The sequence below is a fragment of the Erwinia sp. S38 genome (assembly GCF_016624545.1).
Taxonomy (GTDB): Bacteria; Pseudomonadota; Gammaproteobacteria; order Enterobacterales; family Enterobacteriaceae; genus Erwinia; species Erwinia coffeiphila.
Window position 1 is genome coordinate 108,854 of sequence record NZ_JACVTS010000007.1, and the last position, 21,581, is coordinate 130,434.

The following is a 21,581-nucleotide window of genomic DNA, read 5'->3' on the forward strand; positions in this document are numbered from 1 at the left end:
GCGCTGAGGTGGAAGCTGATGGCCAGGAGATGCCAGCAGGACGCTGGCATCAGGCGGGGTCGGTATAGGGATATACCGTCTCCGCCGGTCCGACAGGCCAGCAGCTGTAACCGAGGGCACCGCATCGCGGCGCGAGGACCGCCCAGGAGCAGCAGCAGAGGCTGAACCCCAACCCGCTGTTCCACAGCAACGTGTTACTCACGAAATACCGGCTTTCAGCTTGTTAAGCGATGTAGGCCTTAAAGCAGGTTTACAACCAAGTATTCAATGCATAAAAAAACCGCCATCTCAAAGAGACGGCGGTTTTTTAGGATTCCCCTCCGGCCAGCATAACGCTTTTACAGAAGGGAGTGCTGCATTACAGAACGCTCAGTCCAGTAAGTCGCTCGACTTATTTATCCAGCGCGTAGGCAATCACGTAGTCACCGCGATCCGGAGACTGACGCGCACCGCCCGCCGAAATCAGGATGTACTGCTTACCTGTTTTCGGCGACTTGTAGCTCATTGGGCCACCCTGGCTGCCAACTGGCAGACGGGCTTTCCACACTTCTTTACCGGTTGAGGTATCGAAAGCACGCAGGTAGTAGTCCTGAGTACCGGCGATGAACACCAGGCCGCCCTGAGTTGCCAGCGTACCGCCCAGCGTTGGCATGCCCACCGGCATCTGCGCTTTCATTTTGATACCAAATGGACCGGTATCCTGCACCGTACCAACCGGCACCTGCCACACAATTTTCTGCGTTTTCAGGTCGATAGCAGACAGCGTACCGAACGGTGGTTTCTGGCAAGGGATGCCCAGCGGTGACATAAAGCGGTTTTTGTTCACCGCATACGGGGTGCCTTTCAGCGGAACTGCGCCCATACCGGTATTCACCGCTTCGCCGCCGTTGCTGGCAGGACCAGAGGTGGTTTTCGCCGGGATCATCTGTACCCACAGGCCCAGACGCATATCGTTAGCGAAGATGTAATGGTTGTTCGGATCGGTCGACAGGCTGCCCCAGTTCATACCGCCCAGTGAACCCGGGAAGCTGAGGGACAGGTCGGTACCCGGAACGGTGAACAGACCATCGTAGCGCATAGATTTGAAGCCGATACGGCAGGCCAGCTGATCGAACGGCGTAGCGCCCCACATATCAGACTCGGTCATGGTATCCGCACCGATCTGCGGCATACCAACAGACTTAGGCTGAGTCGGCGTGTACTGCTCGTTTGGAATGTTGCCAGGCTTAACCGGCACTTCTTTCACTTCGGTCAGCGGTTGACCGGTCAGGCGATCCAGCACGAAGATCTGACCTGCTTTGGTACCAAATACCACCGCTGGCTTGCTGCTGCCGTCTTTCTGTGGGAAGTCGATCAGGCTTGGCTGCATTGGGATATCGAAGTCCCACAGATCGTTATGAACGGTCTGATACACCCATTTTTCTTTACCGGTAGTCGCATCCAGCGCCAGGATAGAGGCACCATATTTATGGTCCAGCGCGTTACGGTTGGCACCCCACAGGTCAACGGACGAGCTACCCATCGGCAGGAACACGGTGTTCATCGCCGGGTCGTAGGACATCGGAGCCCAGGAGTTCGGCGTACTGCGAACGAAGGTTTTACCCGCTTCCAGCTTGGCCGTTGGGTCCGGATTGCCCGGGTCAAACGCCCAACGCATTTCACCGGTGATCACGTCAAAGCCGCGCAGTACGCCGCCAGGCATATCGGTCTGCACGTTATCAGCCACGCGTCCACCCACAACGACGGTAGTACCCGCCAGGGTTGGCGCTGAGGTCAGCTGATATTTTGGATCACCCGCATCACCCAGACCGGCTTTCAGGTCAACAAAACCTTTATCGCCGAAGTTCTGGCACATTTCACCATTGTCGGCGTTGATCGCCACCAGACGTGCGTCGATGGTGTTCATCAGCAGACGGCGCTGACAGGTATCACCGGCTGCCAGAGCCACCGCCGTCACCGGCGTTGAATCCGGCACGCTTGGCTGCTGCAGCGGTTTAGTGGCATCAAAGTAAGCCAGACCACGGCAGCGGTTCCACACCTGGGACTGCGCGTTGATTTCGGTTTTCCAGATCTCTTTACCGGTATCCGCATCGACGGCAATCACATTGTTATGCGGCGTACAGAGATACAGACGATCGCCTACCTGGAGCGGAGTTTGCTGATCTTCAGCACCGTTACCGGTAGGGCTTTCCGGAATATCACCGGTGTGGAAGGTCCAGACAGGTTTCAGATCTTTCACGTTATCACGCGTGATCTGGTCCAGCGCCACAAAGCGACTTCCTCCGGCAGTGTTACCGTAGTTGTCCCAGTTTTTCTGCTCGGTTGATTTATCCACCGGCACCAGCGGCAGTTCCTGACCGTTTGATGCAACCGGAGGATGCGGCTGGAACATTTCGAATGCGGTAACCAGCAGACCAACCACGGTCACTGCACTCAGACCGTAAGAAAGCTTAGAGGCAGAAGGTTTGCCTTCGCGCTTGCGCAGCGCCGGGTAAGTAATCAGCGCCAGCAGCAGCATGCCAGCGAAAAATACCACGCGGGAAACCAGCGGCCAGAAATCAATACCGGCATCCTGAACGGCCCAGATTACGGTACCAATAAACACCAGAGCAAAAATCAGCACTGCGGAAGATTTACGACGGAAGAACTGAATCGCGGAAATAGCGGTAAAAATACCGGCAATCGCGAAGTACCAGCTACCGCCGAGTGAAATCAGTTTTACACCACCAATGACAAAATACAGGCCTGCTGCCAGCAGAATTAACCCTAGCAGGAAACACCACAAGCCCAGCCATTTTGATGACCCGGCATTTGTATGAGACATACAAAAACACTCCTGGAGAGAATAAGACGTCATTATTGCTGGCAGAAACCGCCGAATGCGGCGGTTGCCATCCCGCTCATAACGATGAGCTACAATAAGTTTAGATGTCTTATTTTTATTAACAATATTACGCGGGACCAGCCCGTCCGGTGTTAAACGCTGAAGCTCACAAACCCGTCAGACCTGGGCTGACGGACATAAGCTCCCGCAACTAACGCCAAAATTGTACCACCAGGTTCATTCTGTGATAAACAAAAAGTTAACATCCAACTAAAAAATTATCCATATGGTTCATTTTTTGCTCCTCAACAAACCGGTAACGCATTGAGGCTGCGGCTCAATATGTTTATCGCCTTAGCGATGTTGACCGTTTGTTCTTCCCCGCTGTCGCGATCGTAAAGGACAACTTCTGTGGCCGCTCCGTCAGGAGGAACCACAATAATAAACCGCCCGCCCAGCCGTCTGGCATTTCGCACGCAGGTATTGACCCGCATGTGGGAAAAATCATTGGCGATACTCATCTGCGGGAATGTTTTCCTGAGCGACCGACCGATGTTTAATGCCTGGGTGCTGGCGGCAGGAGAACCCGGAATGATGACCACATCCGTGACCTGCTGCTTAAGCAGATGCTTATCCGTCAGACGCAGCAAACGCATTATCGGGTCCAGCATTAACGCAAAGCCGCAGGCCTGAATCGGCGTTTCAAGAACGCTAGTCGCACATTCATCATAGCGACCACCGCGACATAACAGGCTGTGTTCCATCAGCCTCTCGCAGTGCCATTCAAAATGGGTATGGCAATAGGCATTTGAGGGATAAAGCCACCGATCCACCACAAAGGGAACGTGGATTTTAGTCAGAGACTCCAGCAGACAATCAAAACGCTTCCGCGATTCCCCCCCAAGGAAATCGCCGATCACCGGCGCGATGGAACGAAGCCTGGCCAGCAGAGGATGGTCTGAGCGCAGCAGTCTTTCCGGCTGCATTGCCAGGCACTCCGCCCATTCCGGTTCGAAAATACTCGTAAAAGGCTGATAAAAAGCGCGTAAGGCCGCGCGAAAAGCAGCAAACTCCTGCTGAGTTCCAGTACTGTTGATTTTCAACTCAACATTTTCCTGAAGGCCCAGCGACCTGAAAAAATCATACTGCAGGACCAACTGCTCCAGTTCGATATCCACTTCCGCAAAACCAAACGCTTCAACGCCCAGCTGCTGGTACTGTTCGATATGTTCGCCCGTATTCTCTGTACTACGGAACATGACCCCCTGGTACCATAGTTTGCTCGTGGACTGCAGATGAGGATGCTGATTAATCATTTGCAAACATCCCATCGTTCCCTCTCCGCGCAGCAGTGCACTGTGGCTACCCGTGAGGGGAAACGGCTCATTCGTGGCAGTAAATGCGGCGTTATTTCCTTCTCTTTCAAGGAGCGGCAGCCGAATCTCCTGGTAGCAGTAGCGTGACAGCAGGCAGGCCGCCTGATTTTCCAGCCATGTCCAGTCTGCGACCTGATTATGAAAATACTTACGCGGTCGCCCGGCTTGCCTGGGCTGTACAGGCCGATGAAGCTGCCTTTCTAACCGCTGGCAATACTGCGGCGTACCCAGCAGTCGATTCTGATTCAGACAATCCTGCAGGCGTTTTTCAATAGAGGGGCTAAGGGGCGACTGAATAAAGCGCGCATACTGGATGGCGCGTTCCTGGGGAGTATTACCTAAACGCAAATACTGTTCATGCGGGGTAATCATTTGCTGTTGCTCCCCGCTAATATTATACCGGTAGCTACTCCACGCTGGTCGTTTTCCCTCGAGGGAATGTCGCTCTCCACGACGGGTATCAACAAATTTTTGTGCAATAAGCAGGTAGGCTTCCGGTTCAATGAGCGAACTATTATATCGGCCTTCCCACAGGCTACCGCTGCGATGATACTTTTGATTAAACCAGGGAACATAGCGTCTGCCGATATGCTGAACCAGCCGACTAAGATCTTCTTTTGTCCCGGGTGTTAATAACATCATCAGCTGATTTGGCAATAGAGTCCATGCGTGCAAAGCGAAGTCAAAATTTTCGCCTGCTTTCCTTAAACAGTTAAGGAAAGTTAAATAATCCTCGTCATCATGAAACACAATATCATTATTATGCCCGTTAAGCTGAATAAGTTGTGGCAACCCCTGAACATAAACCCTCGACGTTCTGGACATGGGTAGCTCCCATTTAATTTATAAAATTGAATTTAAAAATATTAACCATGAAACTCTTAACTCGAAAATCTCATGAAGGAATAATCCATCATCTTCACAATCATTGTCAAGCGCCCAAAAAACACACCACTGCGATTCATCCGTTTTTATATTCCCCGCGCCATCAAGAAGTAAATAAAAAAGGGGACAGATCGAGTTTTTAATGTTTTCAGAAAGAAATTCCGCGCTGTCTCACAGAAAAAAAACAAAGACAGAAAATAAATGATCTAAATCATCATTCCCGCCACCTCTGTTTTTAAACTCCGTGCATCACATTAATTTCAAGCCGCCTTCTTAATATTAATGGCACCACGTTACAGGATATTTAAAATGGATAAAATCAGCGCAAAATCCGCCCATAAAATGGGCGTCGTGGCCCTGACACTTGTCACCGCATCGAACATGATGGGGTCAGGGGTGTTTATGTTACCCACCAACCTTGCCGGTATTGGGTACATCTCCCTGTGGGGATGGTTGTTCACCATTATCGGGGTTATTGCCATCGCGCTGGTTTTCGCGAAAACCAGCCTGCTGACGCCGCGTAACGGCGGCATTGTCGCTTACGCCAGCGATGCTTTTGGCCCCTTTGTCGGGTTTCAAACCACCGTCTGCTACTGGATAAGCGCCTGGATTGGCAACGTCGCTCTGCTGGTGGCCGGTATTGGCTATCTCAGCTACTTCTTCCCACAGCTCAAAGATCCCACGGTGGGCTGCATAACGGCTATCGTGATCCTCTGGGCTTTTATCGCACTCGGCAGCTTTGGCGCGCGCGTGGCCGGCCGTGCCCAGTCATTTACTGCCAGCTGTATGCTGGTTGTGGTTCTGGGCATCGGCGTTGTCGGCTGGTTCTGGTTTGATCCGGCGATGTTCAGCCAGGTCTACAACGGCACGGGAAGAAGTGACAGCTCGGCGATTATCTCTGCCGCATCCATTGCCCTGTGGGGATTCCTGGGCGTGGAATCTGCAGTCGTTTCAACCGGCCAGGTTGATTGCCCGGAACGGACGGTCCCTAAAGCAACGGTTATGGGTTTGCTGATCGCCTCAGTCTGCTACGTCGGTAGCTGTACGGTAATTATGGGCCTGGTTCCTCACGCAGAGCTGGTGAACTCCTCCGCACCTTTTGCTGATGCTGCCCGCTATATGTTCGGTAATACCGCAGGCAATATCGCCTCTGCGCTGAGCATCATCGCCTGCTTTGGTTCTATTTCAGGCTGGCTGATTCTGCAGTCGGAAGGCCCACGTGCAGGTGCACAGCAGGGATTGTTCCCACAGTTTTTTGCCGATGTGAATAAAAATGATGTTCCGATGAAAAGCCTGATTTTTACCGGCGTATTGATGAGTGCCATCTTAATGATGACCGCCTCACCCAACCTGGCAAAACAGTTTGAAGTGGTCATATTAATGTCCGTTTTTGCCTCCCTTTTGCCTTACATGTACGCGTTAATCTCTCTGCCAATCATCATGATGTCGAAAAAAATAAATCGCGGGCCCTCTTTTATGTTTTACAGCGTAATGGTGGTTATTGGGATGATTTATAGCATATTCGCATTACTTGGCTCGGGGACTGATTCAATGTTTTGGGGAATAGTCATGATGATGTTCACCATCCCTTTATTCTGCTTCGTTGCCGCCGGTCGCAATAAAAAAGGCGATGACATTCTTTATCTTGATAAAAAATCCTGATTTAAACACCGTTCTCAACCAAAAAAGGAATGAATACTATGACTCTGTCAATTGAAAGCCAAAACAAACTGGATGCATTTTGGTCACACTGCGTTAAGAACCAATATTTCAACCTGGGTTACCCGGAGTCCGCGGATTTTAATTACACTAATCTTGAACGTTTTATGCGTTTCTCTATTAATAACTGTGGCGACTGGGGTGAGTATTGCAACTATCTGTTGAATTCTTTCGAGTTTGAAAAAGAGGTAATGGAGTACTTCGCCACTCTGTTCAAAATTCCTTTTGCAGAAAGCTGGGGTTATATCACCAATGGGGGAACCGAGAGCAATATGTTCGGCTGTTACCTTGGACGCGAAATTTTCCCGGACGGCACGCTTTATTACTCTAAGGATACGCACTATTCCGTAGCGAAAATCGTCAAGCTGCTAAGAATTAAATCCAGCGTTGTGGAATCGCTGCCGAATGGCGAAGTAGATTACGACGATCTGATGAGTAAGATCGCTCGCGATAATGAAAAACATCCGATTATTTTTGCCAATGTCGGGACGACCGTGCGCGGGGCAATTGATGATATCGCACTGATCCAGCAGCGGCTCAAGGAAGCGGGCTTCAGGCGTGAGGATTATTACCTGCACGCAGACGCCGCGCTGAGCGGCATGATCCTGCCTTTTGTTGACGATCCTCAGGCCTATTCTTTTGCTGATGGCATTGATTCTATTGGTGTTTCTGGCCACAAAATGATCGGTTCACCGATCCCCTGCGGCATCGTGGTCGCCAAGAAAAAAAACGTTGACCGTATATCCGTTGAGATCGATTACATCTCTGCCCACGATAAAACCATCTCTGGGTCACGCAACGGGCACACTCCGCTGATGATGTGGGAAGCCGTCCGCAGCCACAGCCATGAAAGCTGGGTACGCCGCATTGAACGCTGCCTGAATCTGGCCGAGTACGCCGTTGAACGCTTCCAGAAAGCGGGAATCAATGCGTGGCGCAACAGAAACTCTATCACCGTGGTCTTCCCCTGCCCTTCCGAAGACGTCTGGAAAAAACATTGCCTGGCAACCTCTGGCGACATCGCTCACCTGATCGTCACCGCACATCATCTGGACTCCAGCCAAATCGACCGGCTGATTGATGATGTTATTGCCGACCGTCAGGCCAACGCCGCTTAAAAATCGGCTGCCACGTAAGGAAAGAAAATGAGCAAAATTCAGGCAATCAGAGGAATGCGGACCATTCTTCCTGAAGAAGCGCCGGTCTGGCAATGGCTGGAGAGTAAGGTGAGAAGCATCACCTGGCGCTACGGCTATCAGGAAATTCGGCTGCCAATACTGGAACCCGTTTCACTTTTTGAGCGGGCAATCGGTGAGTCTACCGATATTGTGTCAAAGGAGATGTATAACTTCCTTGACAAAAGCGGCGAACATATCACCCTTCGGCCGGAGGGCACCAGTGGCTGTGTGAGAACCATCATTGAAAACAATATGTGTTACAACAGCACGCAACGTTTGTGGTATCTGGGTCCGATGTTTCGCTATGAGCGGCCACAAAAAGGCAGGCTGCGCCAGTTTACTCAGTTTGGTGTAGAAACCTTTGGCATGCCCGGTGCCGATATTGATGCTGAACTGATCTATATGGCTAACGATATCTTTAAAGCGCTTAAAGTAGAACGTTATGTACGGTTGGAGATTAATTCTCTCGGCACACTATCAGAACGGCATGAGCATCGCCATCAGTTGGTCAGCTACTTTGAGCAGCACCGCGACCTGCTGGATGAAGACAGTCTGCTGCGTTTGCAGAGTAATCCATTACGGATCCTCGACAGTAAAAATCCGGATATGCAGTGCATGATCGAAGGTGCGCCAAAACTCCTCGACTATCTTGGTGATGAATCACATCAGCACTTTGACGAGCTGTGTCGACTGCTGGATAGCGCCGGTATCTGCTATACCATCAATCCCCGCCTTGTTCGGGGGCTGGACTACTACACGCGCACGGTTTTTGAGTGGATAACCGATGAGCTGGGGTCACAGGGGACGATCTGCGGCGGGGGGCGATATGACGGACTGGTTGAGCTGTTCAGCAATAAAGCATTACCCGCTTCCGGCTTCGCTATTGGCGTTGAGCGCCTGCTACTGCTGCTGGAAACCGTAGGCGTTACGGATAATGTCAGCAATCATCCCGATATTGTGGTCACCTTTGAGGAACCTGGGCAGAACATCGACGCGCTGCTTCTGGCAGACCAGCTGCGACGCCATCTTCCGGAATTTAAAGTTTTGAGTGACTTCACGGGAGCCAAAATCAAACGCCAGCACTCGAATGCCCTGAAAACAGGTTGCCGCTATATTGTTACGTTGAACGGTGACAACCGAACGGGGCTTTGGGACCTTAAGGCTAACTTACAGGAAACCATGCGGCCAGATGATATCTGGAAAAAACTGTCCCACAGGCCAGCTAAAGCCGCGGTGGACTGAAAAAAAAGGGGGCCGATGGCCCCCTTTTCATTAACGCTTGTTCTTCTTCAAATGGCTGAGCAGGCGTTTACGCTTGCGAAGCTGATTTGGCGTAAGCAAGTTGCGTTTCCCTTCAAACGGGTTCTCACCCTCTTTGAACTGAATGCGAATTGGCGTACCCATCACTTCCAGTGAACGACGGAAGTAGTTCATCAGGTAGCGCTTATACGAGTCCGGCAGATCCTTCACCTGGTTACCGTGAATGACCACGATTGGCGGGTTATAGCCACCGGCGTGGGCATACTTCAGCTTAACGCGACGGCCGCGCACCATCGGCGGCTGATGATCGTCAGCGGCCATATTCATAATGCGCGTCAGCATTGAGGTGTTTACACGACGTGTTGAACAGTCATAGGCTTCGGTGACGGATTCAAACAGGTTGCCGACTCCGCTGCCGTGCAGCGCAGAAATAAAGTGCACGCGAGCGAAATCGATAAAGCCCAGACGGAAGTCCAGCGTCTCTTTCACTTCGTCACGAACTTCCTGGCTCAGGCCATCCCACTTGTTCACCACGATCACCAGCGAACGTCCGCTGTTGAGGATAAAGCCCAGTAGTGACAGATCCTGATCCGAGATCCCCAGGTGGGCATCGATCACCAACATCACCACGTTGGCATCTTCAATAGCCTGCAGAGTCTTGATTACCGAGAACTTCTCGACCGTATCGGTCACTTTACCGCGCTTGCGCACGCCGGCGGTATCAATCAGGACGTAATCACGACCATCACGCTCCATCGGGATATAGATACTGTCGCGGGTAGTACCCGGCATATCGTAAACCACGACGCGGTCTTCGCCGAGAATGCGGTTAGTCAGCGTTGACTTACCGACGTTAGGACGACCGACAATCGCCAGCTTGATCGGCAGATCCAGCGGGTTAAAGTCATCTTCCTCTTCTTTTTCGTCTTCAATCACTTCGCCGCGCGCTTTCGCTTCTTTGCGCTCCAGCGCTGCCCAGTAGGCGGCATTTTCTTCTTCTTCGGTGACTTCGCGCGGATCAACTTTATCCATCCACGGCAGGAGAACCATCTCCAGCAGGCCGGTCACACCGCGACCGTGCGAGGCCGCGATCGGATGAATTTCACCCAGGCCCAGCGACCAGAAGTCCAGCACTGCGGCATCCGCATCCAGGCCATCGGTTTTGTTGGCGACGAGGAACGTCGGTTTTTCACGCGAACGCAGGTGGTTAGCAATAGCCGTGTCCGCAGGCATTAACCCGGCACGGGCATCAACCATAAACAGCACAACGTCAGCTTCTTCAATCGCCAGCAGCGACTGTTCCGCCATACGCGTTTCTACGCCCTCTTCGGTACCATCAATACCACCGGTATCGATGCAAATAAACTCGCGGCCTTCAATTTCGGCACGACCATATTTGCGATCCCGGGTAAGTCCGGGGAAATCCGCCACCAGCGCATCTCGCGTGCGCGTTAAACGGTTAAAAAGGGTGGATTTTCCCACATTGGGACGCCCGACCAGCGCGACCACAGGTACCATATTGAAGCCTCATAACTGAAAATTACGCCTGGCTGCGAATACTATTCTCTGCGTCAGACAGATTTTTCCGCCGCAGGGCTCAGGACAATGGCGTAAGGATAACACGCCAGGAGAAAAACGAAACGGCCCCTGAATCATCAGGAGCCGCTATATAACGTAAAGCAGAGGGAAATTAGCGCGTAAACGCGTAAACCTCACCATCTTTAGTCTGAATCAGCAGTTTATCGCTCGCCACCACCGGTTCAGTCTGGAAGCCGGAGCTGTCCACTTTCTGCTGGGCAACAAAACGACCGTCGTCGGTGTTGAGCCAGTGCAGGTAACCTTCGCTATCGCCCACGACCAGGTATCCGTTATACAGAACCGGTGCGGTCAGGTTACGGTGCAACAGATCGCTCTGACGCCAGATAGAGACGCCGCCGTCAGTGCTCAGTGCGATAACGCGATCGTCCTGATCCACCAGGTAGATACGACCACCGTCAACGATCATGTCGTGAACGGAGCCGATTTCGCGTTTCCACAGGATCTGACCAGAGCGCAGATCCAGCGCGGTCAGGTTACCGTTGTAGGCCAGAGCATAAACCACACCGTTAACGATCACCGGAGTGGTATCCACATCGGACAGGCGATCGATTTCGGTCGCGCCGCTCGGCTGTGAAATACGCTGCTGCCAGATAATCTGGCCCTGGTTCATGATAACAGCGCTAACGCGGCCGTTATCACCACCCACAATCGCAGCACCAAACGCGGTAGCTGGCGCAGACTCACCGCGCAGGCTCAGAGCCGGTACGTCGAGATTAACTGACCACTTCACCACGCCGCTGGACTGATCCAGCCCCTGGAGCATACCGTTGCTGGTGTGGACCAGCACCAGACCGTCACTGATTACCGGGCGGGATAAAACTTCCCCGGCGGCTTTGGTCTGCCAGGCAACGCTGCCATCGTTAGTATTTAATGCGTAGACCTGGCCGCGTTCGCTACCAACGTAAACGTGGGCACCATCAACGGTCAAACCACCGGAAAGCAGCGCAGGCAGGTTGCTGGAGAAGAAACCGGTCTTCTCTGACAGGTCAACTTTCCACTGCTCTTTCCCATCACCTGAATTCAGCGCTTTAACAATACCATGGCGATCGGCCGCATAAACGGTGCTGTCAGCCCAGGCCGGGTGCAGGTTAGAGTAAAAATCACCCACGCCATCACCGACCGAGGTGCTCCAGACTTTTTCTGGAGTGAACTGGTTTTGTACGGTCGGCAGTGGTGACATTTTAACCACGTCTTCTTCGCCGCTAAACCATGAACATCCGCTGAGTAAAGTGACTGAAATCAGTCCCGGCAGAAGTATCTTACGCAATTCCATGAAGTCCCTCTTGTGCCCTGTTCAGGCCAAATATTGGAGCCTTATTCACTTATAACCCGATCCGCGGCCGCGCAAAACGCCGCTAGCGGTGGTCCTAAACGTGATTAACCCGGCAGATTATTCATTTTCATTTGCAGCATTTCTTTCAGCGTCGAAGACGCATCAGAAGCAACACCTTTGCTCCACGCTTCGCGTGCACCCTGGGTATCGCCTTTGCTTAACAGCGCTTCGCCGCGGATATCCGCCACGATGGCCGTCCAGCCTTCACCTTTGATGCTTTCCAGCGTTTTCAACGCCACATCAGGCTGCTTCTGCTGGAGCTGAATGCGCGCCAGGCGCAGATTCAGCACAGCCTGAAGGTTGGCGTCTTTTGCATCCTGCAGGCCGCTCTGCAGCTGAGTGGCTGCTTTATCCAGCTGGTTGTTATCGATATAACGCTTTGCCAGATCGAGGGAGGCCAGAGCACCGTAGGTATTGTTGTTGTCGTTGGCAAACTTCGCAGCCGCTTCAAGCGTTGCCGGCTTGCTGGCGTCCAGCGCAGAAGATACCTGCTGATAGGCGGCAGATACTTCACGCGATGCGCCATCCTGGTGATTGTTCCAGTAACGCCAGCCGACCAGAGCACCTACGCCCAGTACCACGCCAACTACCAGCGCTTTACCGTTCTGGGCAAAGAAATTCTTCAGCGCGTCTACCTGTTCGTTTTCGTTGCTATACACTTCCACGCAGTCCTACTCCTTTAAATCGTGCTTTGCTCAGGCTCAGTTCTGTAGCATTGAAGCCAGCAGGGTTGCAGCATCACACTGCGCCAGAGTTTGTTGTTCGCCGTTGCGTAAATCTTTAACCGTTACCTGACCGTTAGCGACTTCATCTTCACCGAGAACCAGAGCAATGCGGGCTTTCCACTTGTCGGCTCGGGTAAGCTGCTTCTTAAAGTTGCCGCCGCCAAAGTTGGTCATTAGCTTCAGCTCAGGCAGCGCATCTCGCACCTGTTCCGCCAGCAGCATCGCAGCTGACTGCACGCCCTGACCCGAAGCGATAACATAGACATCAACAATTCGTGTCGGTTCAAAATCTGGATTAACTGCCTGCACCAGCAGAACAAGGCGCTCCATTCCCATGGCAAAACCAACTGCTGGCGTAGCACGCCCGCCCAGTTGCTCAACCAGGCCATCATAGCGCCCACCGGCACACACTGTACCCTGTGAACCCAGACTGGTGGTCACCCATTCGAAAACGGTACGATTATAGTAGTCAAGACCGCGCACCAGACGCTGGTTGACAGTATAAGCGATGCCGGCAGCATCCAGCAGCGCACACAGGCCGCTGAAATGCTCGCGGGAATCGGTGTCCAGATAGTCGCCCAGCGTCGGCGCGTCGTTTAACAGCGCCTGCACGTCCGGGTTTTTACTGTCCAGCACGCGCAGCGGGTTAGTGTACATACGGCGTTTGCAGTCTTCATCAAGCACATCAACATGCTGCTCAAGGAACGCTACCAGGGCATCACGGTAGTTAGCACGCGCTTCCAGCGAGCCGATCGAGTTCAGCTCCAGCTTAACGTGGTCTGCAATGCCCAGCGCTTTCCACCAGCGCGCAGTCATCAGGATCAGCTCGGCATCAATATCCGGGCCCTGCAGGCCAAAGACTTCGGCACCAATCTGATGGAACTGGCGATAGCGGCCCTTCTGAGGACGCTCGTAGCGAAACATCGGTCCGATGTACCACAGACGCTGTTCCTGGTTGTACAGCAAACCGTGTTCGATGCCGGCACGCACGCAGCCTGCAGTGCCTTCCGGACGCAGAGTCAGGCTTTCGCCGTTGCGGTCGTCGAAGGTATACATCTCTTTTTCAACCACGTCGGTGACTTCACCAATAGCGCGTTTGAATAACGGGGTTTGCTCTACAATCGGCAGACGTATTTCGCTAAAGCCATAGCTGCCCAGCACCTGCTTCAGGATCTGTTCAATGCGCTGCCACACCACGGTATCGGCAGGCAGGTAATCATTCATGCCACGGATGGCCTGGATATTCTTCGCCACTGTTTTTTCCATTTTTTGTGTCTGGCAGCGTGCCGAATCGCGAATCAATTCGCGATATCAGCCGCGGCCAGACGCGATAAATTTATTTCTCGACCTGATGAACATCAATGCGACGTGATGCATCCAGGATGGTCGCCTTGGCACGGATACGCGCTTCCAGCTGGTCGATCATATTATTGTTATCAAGACGGTCTCGCTGGCGAACACCGTCTTCATAAAAGCCGCTTTTCTTATTGCCACCGGTCACACCCATGGTGGAGACCGTTGCCTCACCTGGGCCGTTAACCACGCAGCCGATAATGGAGACATCCATCGGCGTGATGATATCTTCCAGCCGCTCTTCCAGCGCATTCACCGTACCGATCACGTCAAACTCCTGACGGGAACAGGTCGGGCAGGCGATAAAGTTGATACCGCGTGAACGAATGCGCAGGGATTTCAAAATATCGAAACCGACTTTAACTTCTTCAACCGGATCGGCCGCCAGCGAAATACGCAGCGTATCGCCAATGCCTTCAGACAGAAGTAAACCGAGGCCGATAGCAGACTTAACCGCACCGGCACGTGCGCCACCCGCTTCGGTGATACCGAGATGCAGAGGCTGGTCGATCTGCTTAGCCAGCAGGCGATAAGATTCAACGGCCAGGAAAACGTCTGAAGCTTTAACGCTGACTTTAAACTGATCGAAGTTAAGACGATCGAGATGATCCACGTGACGCATTGCCGATTCCAGCAGCGCCTGCGGCGTTGGCTCGCCGTACTTTTCCTGCAGATCCTTTTCCAGCGATCCACCGTTCACACCGATACGAATCGGAATGTTGTAGTGTCGTGCGCAGTCAACGACCTGGCGTATACGCTCTTCGTTACCGATATTGCCCGGGTTAATGCGCAGGCAGTCCACGCCATATTCAGCGACCTTTAAAGCAATACGGTAGTCAAAATGAATATCGGCGACCAGAGGAACGTTCACCTGCTGTTTGATCAGGCGGAACGCTTCGGCAGCATCCATCGTAGGTACGGATACACGAACGATATCAACACCGACGCGCTCCAGTGCTTTAATTTGAGCAACTGTCGCAGCAACGTCGGTGGTCTTGGTATTGGTCATAGACTGGACGGCGATAGGTGCTCCGTCGCCCACGGGCACCTTGCCGACGTAAATGCGCTTTGATTTGCGACGGGTAATGGGTGCTTCATTATGCATATTCTTTCTCCACAATCGCTCGCGCCCAGAGAAGATGCGTTATGGCGCACCTACTGTCAGACGAGCAACCTGGTTAGTACGGATAAAACGACTCAGATCGACAGGATTGCCCTGATACTGGATCTGTACTGCGGCTGGCGCACCAATTTTCAAGCGATAAGGTGCGGTACCAGCAAGGCTAAGTTTACCACCGCTGCGCTGAATCCCGCTGAACAGTTTTTTCCCTGCGGCATCGGTCACTTCCAGCCAGCAATCTTGGGTGAAGTTCATCACCAGTGCATTTGGATCAACGGCCGGCTGGCTAACGCCAGCGCTGCTCGTTGGCAACGGGCTGCCGGTGGTGTTATCAACCGAAGCCTGGCTTGGTGAAACAACGGCAGGCTGATTCTGACTGGTTTGAGCAGAGGCAGCAGGGGCAGAAGCAACGGGGGCGGTCGCAGCTGGGGCAGCCGCAGTTCCGTTATTGTCTACCGGTTCAACGGGGGTAGTCTGAGCCGAAGCCCCCTCTTCAGGGGACTGCGGCTGAGCTGAGGCGTCCGGAGAGGTGCCTTCCAGCTGAATAGACTGGCTGTTGTCATCGCTGACGGAACTGTTTTGATCGGACAAAGTAACCAGATCGTCCTGTGCGGCTTTATGATTCTGCCACCACCAGGCGCCGGTCAGACCGACAACTACGAACACCACCAGCCAGGTGAAGATCATTAACCAGCCGTCTCGTTTTTTGCGACGTTTACCCAGTGCAAAACTCTGCATGGGTTCAACTTTCGCCGCCCGGATCGGGGCCTGTTTTGCCATCATCGGCAACAGGTCCTCTTCCGGGATATGCACGAGGCGGGCATAAGAACGGATATAGCCGCGCAAGAAGGTCGATGCCAAATCAGCCGGCGTCTTATCTTCTTCAAGGTCGCGAACGGTGGAAAGTTTCAGGCAGAGGCGCTCAGCAATGTTCTGCTGAGTCAGGCCCATTTTTTCACGGGCGCTACGCAGGCGCTCGCCTGTTGAATTTACGTTAGATTTTTCTTGAGTGGCTTCAGTATTCATTAGCTAGAAAGTGCTGGTACTGTATCGATTGTGGAAAAATTCGCGCAAGTTGGCCCCCAAAATGTTTAACATCAGCAGTGCGGCCTTCCTGCACGGCGAAGCGAATCTCTAGCCACAAACTTTCCGCTGAAACAGGAAAGCTGTGTTGATAAATTTCTAACAGGATACGTGAATCCTCACGTTTCCCCTTTCCAAATCGCCTTTCGGCTTCTGCCAGCATGGGCATTCCCTTGGCGGGATCGGCTGTTACCGCTTCCGCCAGCGCATTACGCGCTCTCTCTCGTTGCCCGGCATTCAGATAACAGTAGCCTGAATTTTCAACGCTGTCGGCACGAGTCCCATTTGCTGAATCTTCAGCAGCCTGAATGAAATGCCGTTGTGCCGCATCATACTGCCCTAATCTGCAAAGAAACGCACCGTAATTATTAAGCACATAGCCGTTTTGCGGTGCCAGCGTCAGCGCGCGATGATAGTACTTCGCGGCCAGCGTATCATCGCCTGCCTGATGCTGGTAACGAGCTTCCGCCAGCTGAGTACGATAATCATTCGGAGCCAGCGCCAGCGCCCGTTGCAGATTTCTCTGCGCGGCATCTAACTCGCCGCGCGCCAGATAGGCCAGACCCAGCTGTAACCGGGTTTCAACCAGTGCTTTACTCTGCTGTGACGTCTGGCAACCCAGCAGCAGCAGCGCTGCCACTATACTCATCCTGATACGCATTCTGCCTCTCCCTGGGCTGTGATATACCGTCAGGGTACGTCAATCAGCCCAGGGCAAACAGCCAGCGGCAGCGTTTCTTTATCGGAAAAGACCGGGTTTCAGAGCGCCTTCACAGATATCGCTTCACCGGCCATTTTCTTTTTCAGCGTACGCTTGGTTCGGTCAATCACGTCACCGGCCAGCTGACCGCAGGCGGCATCGATATCATCGCCGCGCGTCTTACGGACAATAGTCGTAAATCCGTATTCCATCAACACCTTAGAGAAACGGTCAATGCGGCTGTTCGAGCTACGGCCATACGGCGCACTTGGGAACGGGTTCCATGGGATCAGGTTAATTTTACACGGCGTATCTTTCAACAGCGCGGCCAGTTCATGGGCGTTGTCGGTGCTGTCATTGATGTGATCAAGCATCACGTACTCAATGGTCACGCGCCCCTGGTTAGCGTTGGACTTACCGATATAGCGGCTGACGGCACCCAAAAACGTTTCAATATTGTACTTTTTATTGATCGGAACAATTTCGTCACGAATTGTGTCATTCGGTGCGTGAAGCGAAATAGCCAGCGCCACATCGATCATATCGCCCAGTTTATCCAGCGCGGGAACCACGCCCGACGTTGACAGCGTCACGCGGCGTTTAGACAGGCCAAAACCAAAATCATCCAGCATGATTTCCATTGCCGGAACTACGTTGGTCAGGTTCAGCAACGGTTCACCCATCCCCATCATCACCACGTTGGTGATAGGACGCGAACCGGTCACTTTCGCGGCGCCAATGATTTTAGCGGCACGCCAGACCTGGCCAATAATTTCCGAGACGCGCAGGTTGCGGTTAAAGCCCTGCTGCGCGGTAGAGCAGAATTTACATTCCAGTGCGCAACCAACCTGTGAGGAAACACACAGCGTGGCGCGATCTTTTTCAGGGATATAAACGGTTTCAACCTGCTGACCGCCTACCTGGATGGCCCACTTGATGGTGCCATCCGCAGAGCGCTGTTCTTCAGCCACTTCAGGCGCGCGGATTTCAGCCACCTCTTTCAGCTTGTTACGAAAGACCTTGTTGATATCGGTCATTTCGTCGAAATCATCGCAGCAGTAGTGATAAATCCACTTCATGACCTGATCGGCACGAAACGGTTTTTCCCCCAGGCTGGCGAAAAATTCGCGCATTTGCTGGCGATTCAGATCGAGCAGGTTAATTTTGTCTTTTTTAGGCTGGACGGTTACAGGCGATGCGGACGACGGCGTCACAATAGTATCTGACATAATGTTCTCTGGCCTCGTTATTACACGTTATGGCGCTGTTTTGGTGAATTCAGGTGAATAGAATAAGAAGCGCCCCGGAGAGCAAGCTCTACCGGGGCGCATAATTGTACTCGCGACTAACGTAAGGTTAAAGCGGCTGACAAAAATAAATTGTAAACCGCAGGGTTATTCACCACACCTGACGCCGGTCTGGCATCCGCTGATTAGCGGGTGCGTGGGCAGATTTCGCCTTCGCCGAAGAAGTAGGCGATTTCACGTGCTGCTGATTCAGCAGAGTCAGAACCGTGGGTGGCGTTCTCGGTGAAGCTGTCAGCGTAGTCAGCGCGCAGTGTACCCGCCAGAGCGTTAGCCGGGTTAGTTGCGCCCATCAGATCGCGGTGACGCTGAACGGCGTTTTCGCCTTCCAGTACGGAAACAACAACCGGACCAGAAGTCATGAACTCTACCAGACCATCAAAGAACGGCTTACCCTGGTGCTCAGCATAGAAACCTTCGGCCTGCTCTTTGCTCAGGTGCAGCATTTTGCTGCCAACGATTTTGAAGCCAGCGCTTTCAAAACGGTTGAAGATGGCACCGATTACGTTTTTTGCCACAGCGTTAGGTTTTACGATGGAGAAGGTACGCTCAATAGTCATGTTGACCCCTGTTTTATACGTCGAGTTTAGCCGTGAAAAGTGTCCCGGCCGGGAAAATGGCCGCAGATTATAAGGGTGCATAAGCGGAAATGCCTATCGGAGTTTCAAGAAAATGTTGAAAAACACGATCGGCGTCGCGGCTTTTTTCGCCACCTGACGCCATTTTACCCAGCCCGTGGCTGATTAACCACTCGACGGCGGTAAAACCGCATGAAATCAGTTAATGATTTCTACCCTCACTGTACGACTGTCGGCACGGCCGCGATCGTCAACCGCGCGAATTCGGTACCTTGCGGAACGTGCTGGCTGCCAGTCCAGCGGCGTTTTGCTGGCGCTGCTGCCAAGGTAGATATCATCGACAAACCAGTAAACCGTGCGGCTGTCGGCGTCGGTCACTGCGCTGAAACTGATATTTTCGCGCCCGCGCTGTGACTGACGGAGCGTGTAGGTGGTGTTTTTTAGCGGCGAGGTAATACGCGGCGCTGAACCGCTCTGCGACTCCGGCTGACACTCTCCGCGAGGCGGCGGCCGTTTTGGCAGACCCGCGCTGGCAAAAACGTTTGCCAGGTCGGAGGGCCAGAACTCGAAGACCTCAACGTGGCTGCTGTGTTCATCCCAGGGTGCGCAGGCCACTTTACCGCTCAGGTTATCAATCCGCAGCGGACGATAAACCGTATCGACGGTAATCGGGGATTTACCAGGAATAAACCAGCTGCTGCCGCGCTGCTGGCACCATTGGGTCGGCAGGTTACCGCTGGGCAGGCAGATATCCACCTTTTTGAGATGAGGGGGAAAGCGGTGCCGCGGCTCCCGCAACTGAGGGTAACTGGCGGCCACGCTGTCGATAATATTGAAGAACAGCGGCGCGGCGGCTTCCACGCCAATAAACGCATTCTTCCCCTGACCGGAGAAATTACCTTGCCAGACAACCAGCACGTAAGGCCCGAAAATCCCTACGCTCCAGGCATCGCGAAATCCCCAGGAGGTCCCGGTTTTCCAGTATACCGGCAGCGTTGAAGGCCGCTGGGCCAGCGTATCGCCGGGGCGACGATGCTGCCTCAGAATATCAAGAGTCATAAAGCTGGCTTCTTCACTCAATAACCGGGCACCGGCATCAAGCGGATCGCTTTCACGCATCCTCAGCGGCCGCAGTTCACCGCGGTTTGCCAGCATGGCATACAGCCTTGCCAGCTCCTGGGCCGTCACCTCGCCACCGCCCAGCACCAGCGACAGTCCGTAGTGCTTTTCACTCGCCATATTGCTGATACCGGCCAGCCGTAAAAACTGATAGAAACTCGGCTGACGCAGCTGCGCCGCAATTGCCACGGCGGGAATATTACGGCTGAAGTTCAGCGCATCGGTTGCCGTCACCGGCCCCAGAAAACGCCGGTCAAAGTTTTCCGGTGCGTAACTGCCAAATGTAGACGGTACATCTTTAAGCACGGTCATGGGATGCAGAACGCCCTGCTCCATGCCCAGCGCGTAAATAAATGGTTTCAGCGTGGAACCGGGGGAACGTTTTGCCGTCGTGCCGTTAACCTGCCCCTGAATCGGCCGGTTGAAATAATCCGCCGAACCGACCAGCGCCCGCACGCCCATATCACGGCTGTCCACCAGCATCACCGCTGCGTTATGAATTCCCCGATTCTGGTTGCGTAAGATATAGGCGCGAACCTGTCGCTCAACCAGCGTTTGCAGCGTGGCATCCAGGGTCGTGTCAACCCGAAGCGCACGTTCTCCAGGCTGGAGCTGTTCAATAAAATGTGGCGCGATAAACGGCAGCGCCTGCGGCTGGCGCAGAGTCATCGGCAGGCGAAACAGCGCCTGCTGGGCGTTATCAGTCGGATAATGTTGCTGCCAGCGGGCAAACAGACGATTGCGCGCCTGCATCAGCGCCGGGCTGAGTTCGCCGCTGCGCGGGTCGATGCGCAGGCTGGGCGACTGCGGCAGCACGGCCAGCGTTAATGCCTCGGCCAGCGTCAGCTTTGCGGGTGGTTTATTAAAGTAGATCAGACTGGCGGCACCCAGACTTTCAATATTACGACCGTAAGGGGCGTAATTCAGATAGGCTTCCAGAATATCGTGCTTGGAGTAGCTCAGCTCAAGCTGCACGGCGCGCAGCAGCTGCACCAGCTTTCCTCCGGGGGTTCGTGTATTCAGCTGCCACTTCATGCGCGCCAGCTGCATGGTGATTGTCGATCCCCCCTGCTTGCTGCCACCGGTGATATAGCTGCGCCAGAACCCACGCAGCAGGCTGACCGGATTAAAACCGGGATTAGCGTAAAACCAGCGATCTTCATGCAGCAGAATACCGTCGATCGCCAGCGGCGACATGTCCGCCAGCGGCGTCCACTGACGGTAGCGATCGTCAGTGGCGAGCTGTAAACGCAGCAGCTGGCCATGACGATCGTACCAGGCCGTCGACAGCGGTAACCCCTGCGAAAGCGGCGGGTGCGGCCACAGCCGCCAGCCCAGCAGAAACAGGGCCAGCAATACCACTACTGCGGCAGCATTTTGCAACAGCCGCTTTAAACCAGCCCGATTTGTTAACTCCATCAGCCG

At 53.4% G+C, this 21,581-nt stretch carries 15 protein-coding genes; 3 read left to right on the forward strand and 12 right to left on the reverse strand.

Going from position 1 to position 21,581, the window contains the following annotated elements; genetic code table 11:
• Nucleotides 1-391 precede the first annotated feature (391 nt).
• Nucleotides 392-2,824 (reverse strand): glucose/quinate/shikimate family membrane-bound PQQ-dependent dehydrogenase, encoded by a 2,433-nt coding sequence (locus IBT46_RS10260; protein ID WP_200545595.1) that lies wholly within the window; start codon nucleotides 2,822-2,824, stop codon nucleotides 392-394.
• Between the two features lie 305 nt (nucleotides 2,825-3,129).
• Nucleotides 3,130-5,025: an ATP phosphoribosyltransferase regulatory subunit gene (locus IBT46_RS10265; protein ID WP_200545596.1), complete on the reverse strand. Its 1,896-nt coding sequence runs from the start codon at nucleotides 5,023-5,025 to the stop codon at nucleotides 3,130-3,132.
• 369 nt (nucleotides 5,026-5,394) lie between these two features.
• Between IBT46_RS10265 and hdcC the strand changes: the two genes are divergently transcribed.
• Genes hdcC through hisS (IBT46_RS10280) form a run of 3 tightly spaced genes read left to right on the forward strand, consistent with a single transcriptional unit; the run spans nucleotide 5,395 to nucleotide 9,224 of the window.
• Nucleotides 5,395-6,747, forward strand: coding sequence for a histidine-histamine antiporter (gene hdcC, locus IBT46_RS10270; protein WP_200545597.1), 1,353 nt, complete (start codon nucleotides 5,395-5,397; stop codon nucleotides 6,745-6,747).
• A 38-nt stretch (nucleotides 6,748-6,785) separates the two neighbouring features.
• Entirely contained in the window at nucleotides 6,786-7,922 is a 1,137-nt protein-coding gene (locus IBT46_RS10275) for a histidine decarboxylase (protein ID WP_200545598.1), read from the forward strand.
• A gap of 27 nt (nucleotides 7,923-7,949) precedes the next feature.
• A complete protein-coding gene (hisS, locus tag IBT46_RS10280) occupies nucleotides 7,950-9,224 on the forward strand; it encodes a histidine--tRNA ligase (protein WP_200545599.1) in 1,275 nt (424 codons plus the stop codon).
• A 30-nt stretch (nucleotides 9,225-9,254) separates the two neighbouring features.
• On the opposite strand, the gene der is transcribed toward hisS (IBT46_RS10280), so the two are convergent.
• From der to pbpC, 10 genes are all read right to left on the reverse strand, one after another.
• Complete coding sequence (gene der / locus IBT46_RS10285; RefSeq protein WP_200545600.1) at nucleotides 9,255-10,760, reverse strand: ribosome biogenesis GTPase Der; 1,506 nt, start codon at nucleotides 10,758-10,760, stop codon at nucleotides 9,255-9,257.
• Between the two features lie 172 nt (nucleotides 10,761-10,932).
• On the reverse strand, nucleotides 10,933-12,114 hold the full coding sequence (gene bamB, locus IBT46_RS10290; protein WP_123336797.1) for an outer membrane protein assembly factor BamB: 1,182 nt from the start codon (nucleotides 12,112-12,114) through the stop codon (nucleotides 10,933-10,935).
• Nucleotides 12,115-12,218: 104 nt separating this feature from the next.
• Nucleotides 12,219-12,839, reverse strand: coding sequence for a YfgM family protein (locus IBT46_RS10295; RefSeq protein ID WP_200545601.1), 621 nt, complete (start codon nucleotides 12,837-12,839; stop codon nucleotides 12,219-12,221).
• Nucleotides 12,840-12,875: 36 nt separating this feature from the next.
• Complete coding sequence (gene hisS / locus IBT46_RS10300) at nucleotides 12,876-14,153, reverse strand: histidine--tRNA ligase (protein WP_200545602.1); 1,278 nt, start codon at nucleotides 14,151-14,153, stop codon at nucleotides 12,876-12,878.
• A gap of 82 nt (nucleotides 14,154-14,235) precedes the next feature.
• Nucleotides 14,236-15,357: a flavodoxin-dependent (E)-4-hydroxy-3-methylbut-2-enyl-diphosphate synthase gene (ispG, locus tag IBT46_RS10305; protein ID WP_200545603.1), complete on the reverse strand. Its 1,122-nt coding sequence runs from the start codon at nucleotides 15,355-15,357 to the stop codon at nucleotides 14,236-14,238.
• Nucleotides 15,358-15,396: 39 nt separating this feature from the next.
• Nucleotides 15,397-16,398 (reverse strand): cytoskeleton protein RodZ, encoded by a 1,002-nt coding sequence (gene rodZ / locus IBT46_RS10310; protein WP_200545604.1) that lies wholly within the window; start codon nucleotides 16,396-16,398, stop codon nucleotides 15,397-15,399.
• Complete coding sequence (gene pilW / locus IBT46_RS10315; protein ID WP_370569434.1) at nucleotides 16,388-17,104, reverse strand: type IV pilus biogenesis/stability protein PilW; 717 nt, start codon at nucleotides 17,102-17,104, stop codon at nucleotides 16,388-16,390. The genes rodZ and pilW overlap by 11 nt, the downstream gene beginning before the upstream one ends.
• Before the next feature lie 110 nt (nucleotides 17,105-17,214).
• Entirely contained in the window at nucleotides 17,215-18,384 is a 1,170-nt protein-coding gene (locus IBT46_RS10320) for a bifunctional tRNA (adenosine(37)-C2)-methyltransferase TrmG/ribosomal RNA large subunit methyltransferase RlmN (RefSeq protein ID WP_200545606.1), read from the reverse strand.
• 203 nt (nucleotides 18,385-18,587) lie between these two features.
• Nucleotides 18,588-19,019 (reverse strand): nucleoside-diphosphate kinase, encoded by a 432-nt coding sequence (gene ndk / locus IBT46_RS10325; RefSeq protein WP_062744669.1) that lies wholly within the window; start codon nucleotides 19,017-19,019, stop codon nucleotides 18,588-18,590.
• 216 nt (nucleotides 19,020-19,235) lie between these two features.
• Nucleotides 19,236-21,575: a penicillin-binding protein 1C gene (gene pbpC / locus IBT46_RS10330; protein WP_200545607.1), complete on the reverse strand. Its 2,340-nt coding sequence runs from the start codon at nucleotides 21,573-21,575 to the stop codon at nucleotides 19,236-19,238.
• Between the last annotated feature and the right edge of the window lie 6 nt (nucleotides 21,576-21,581).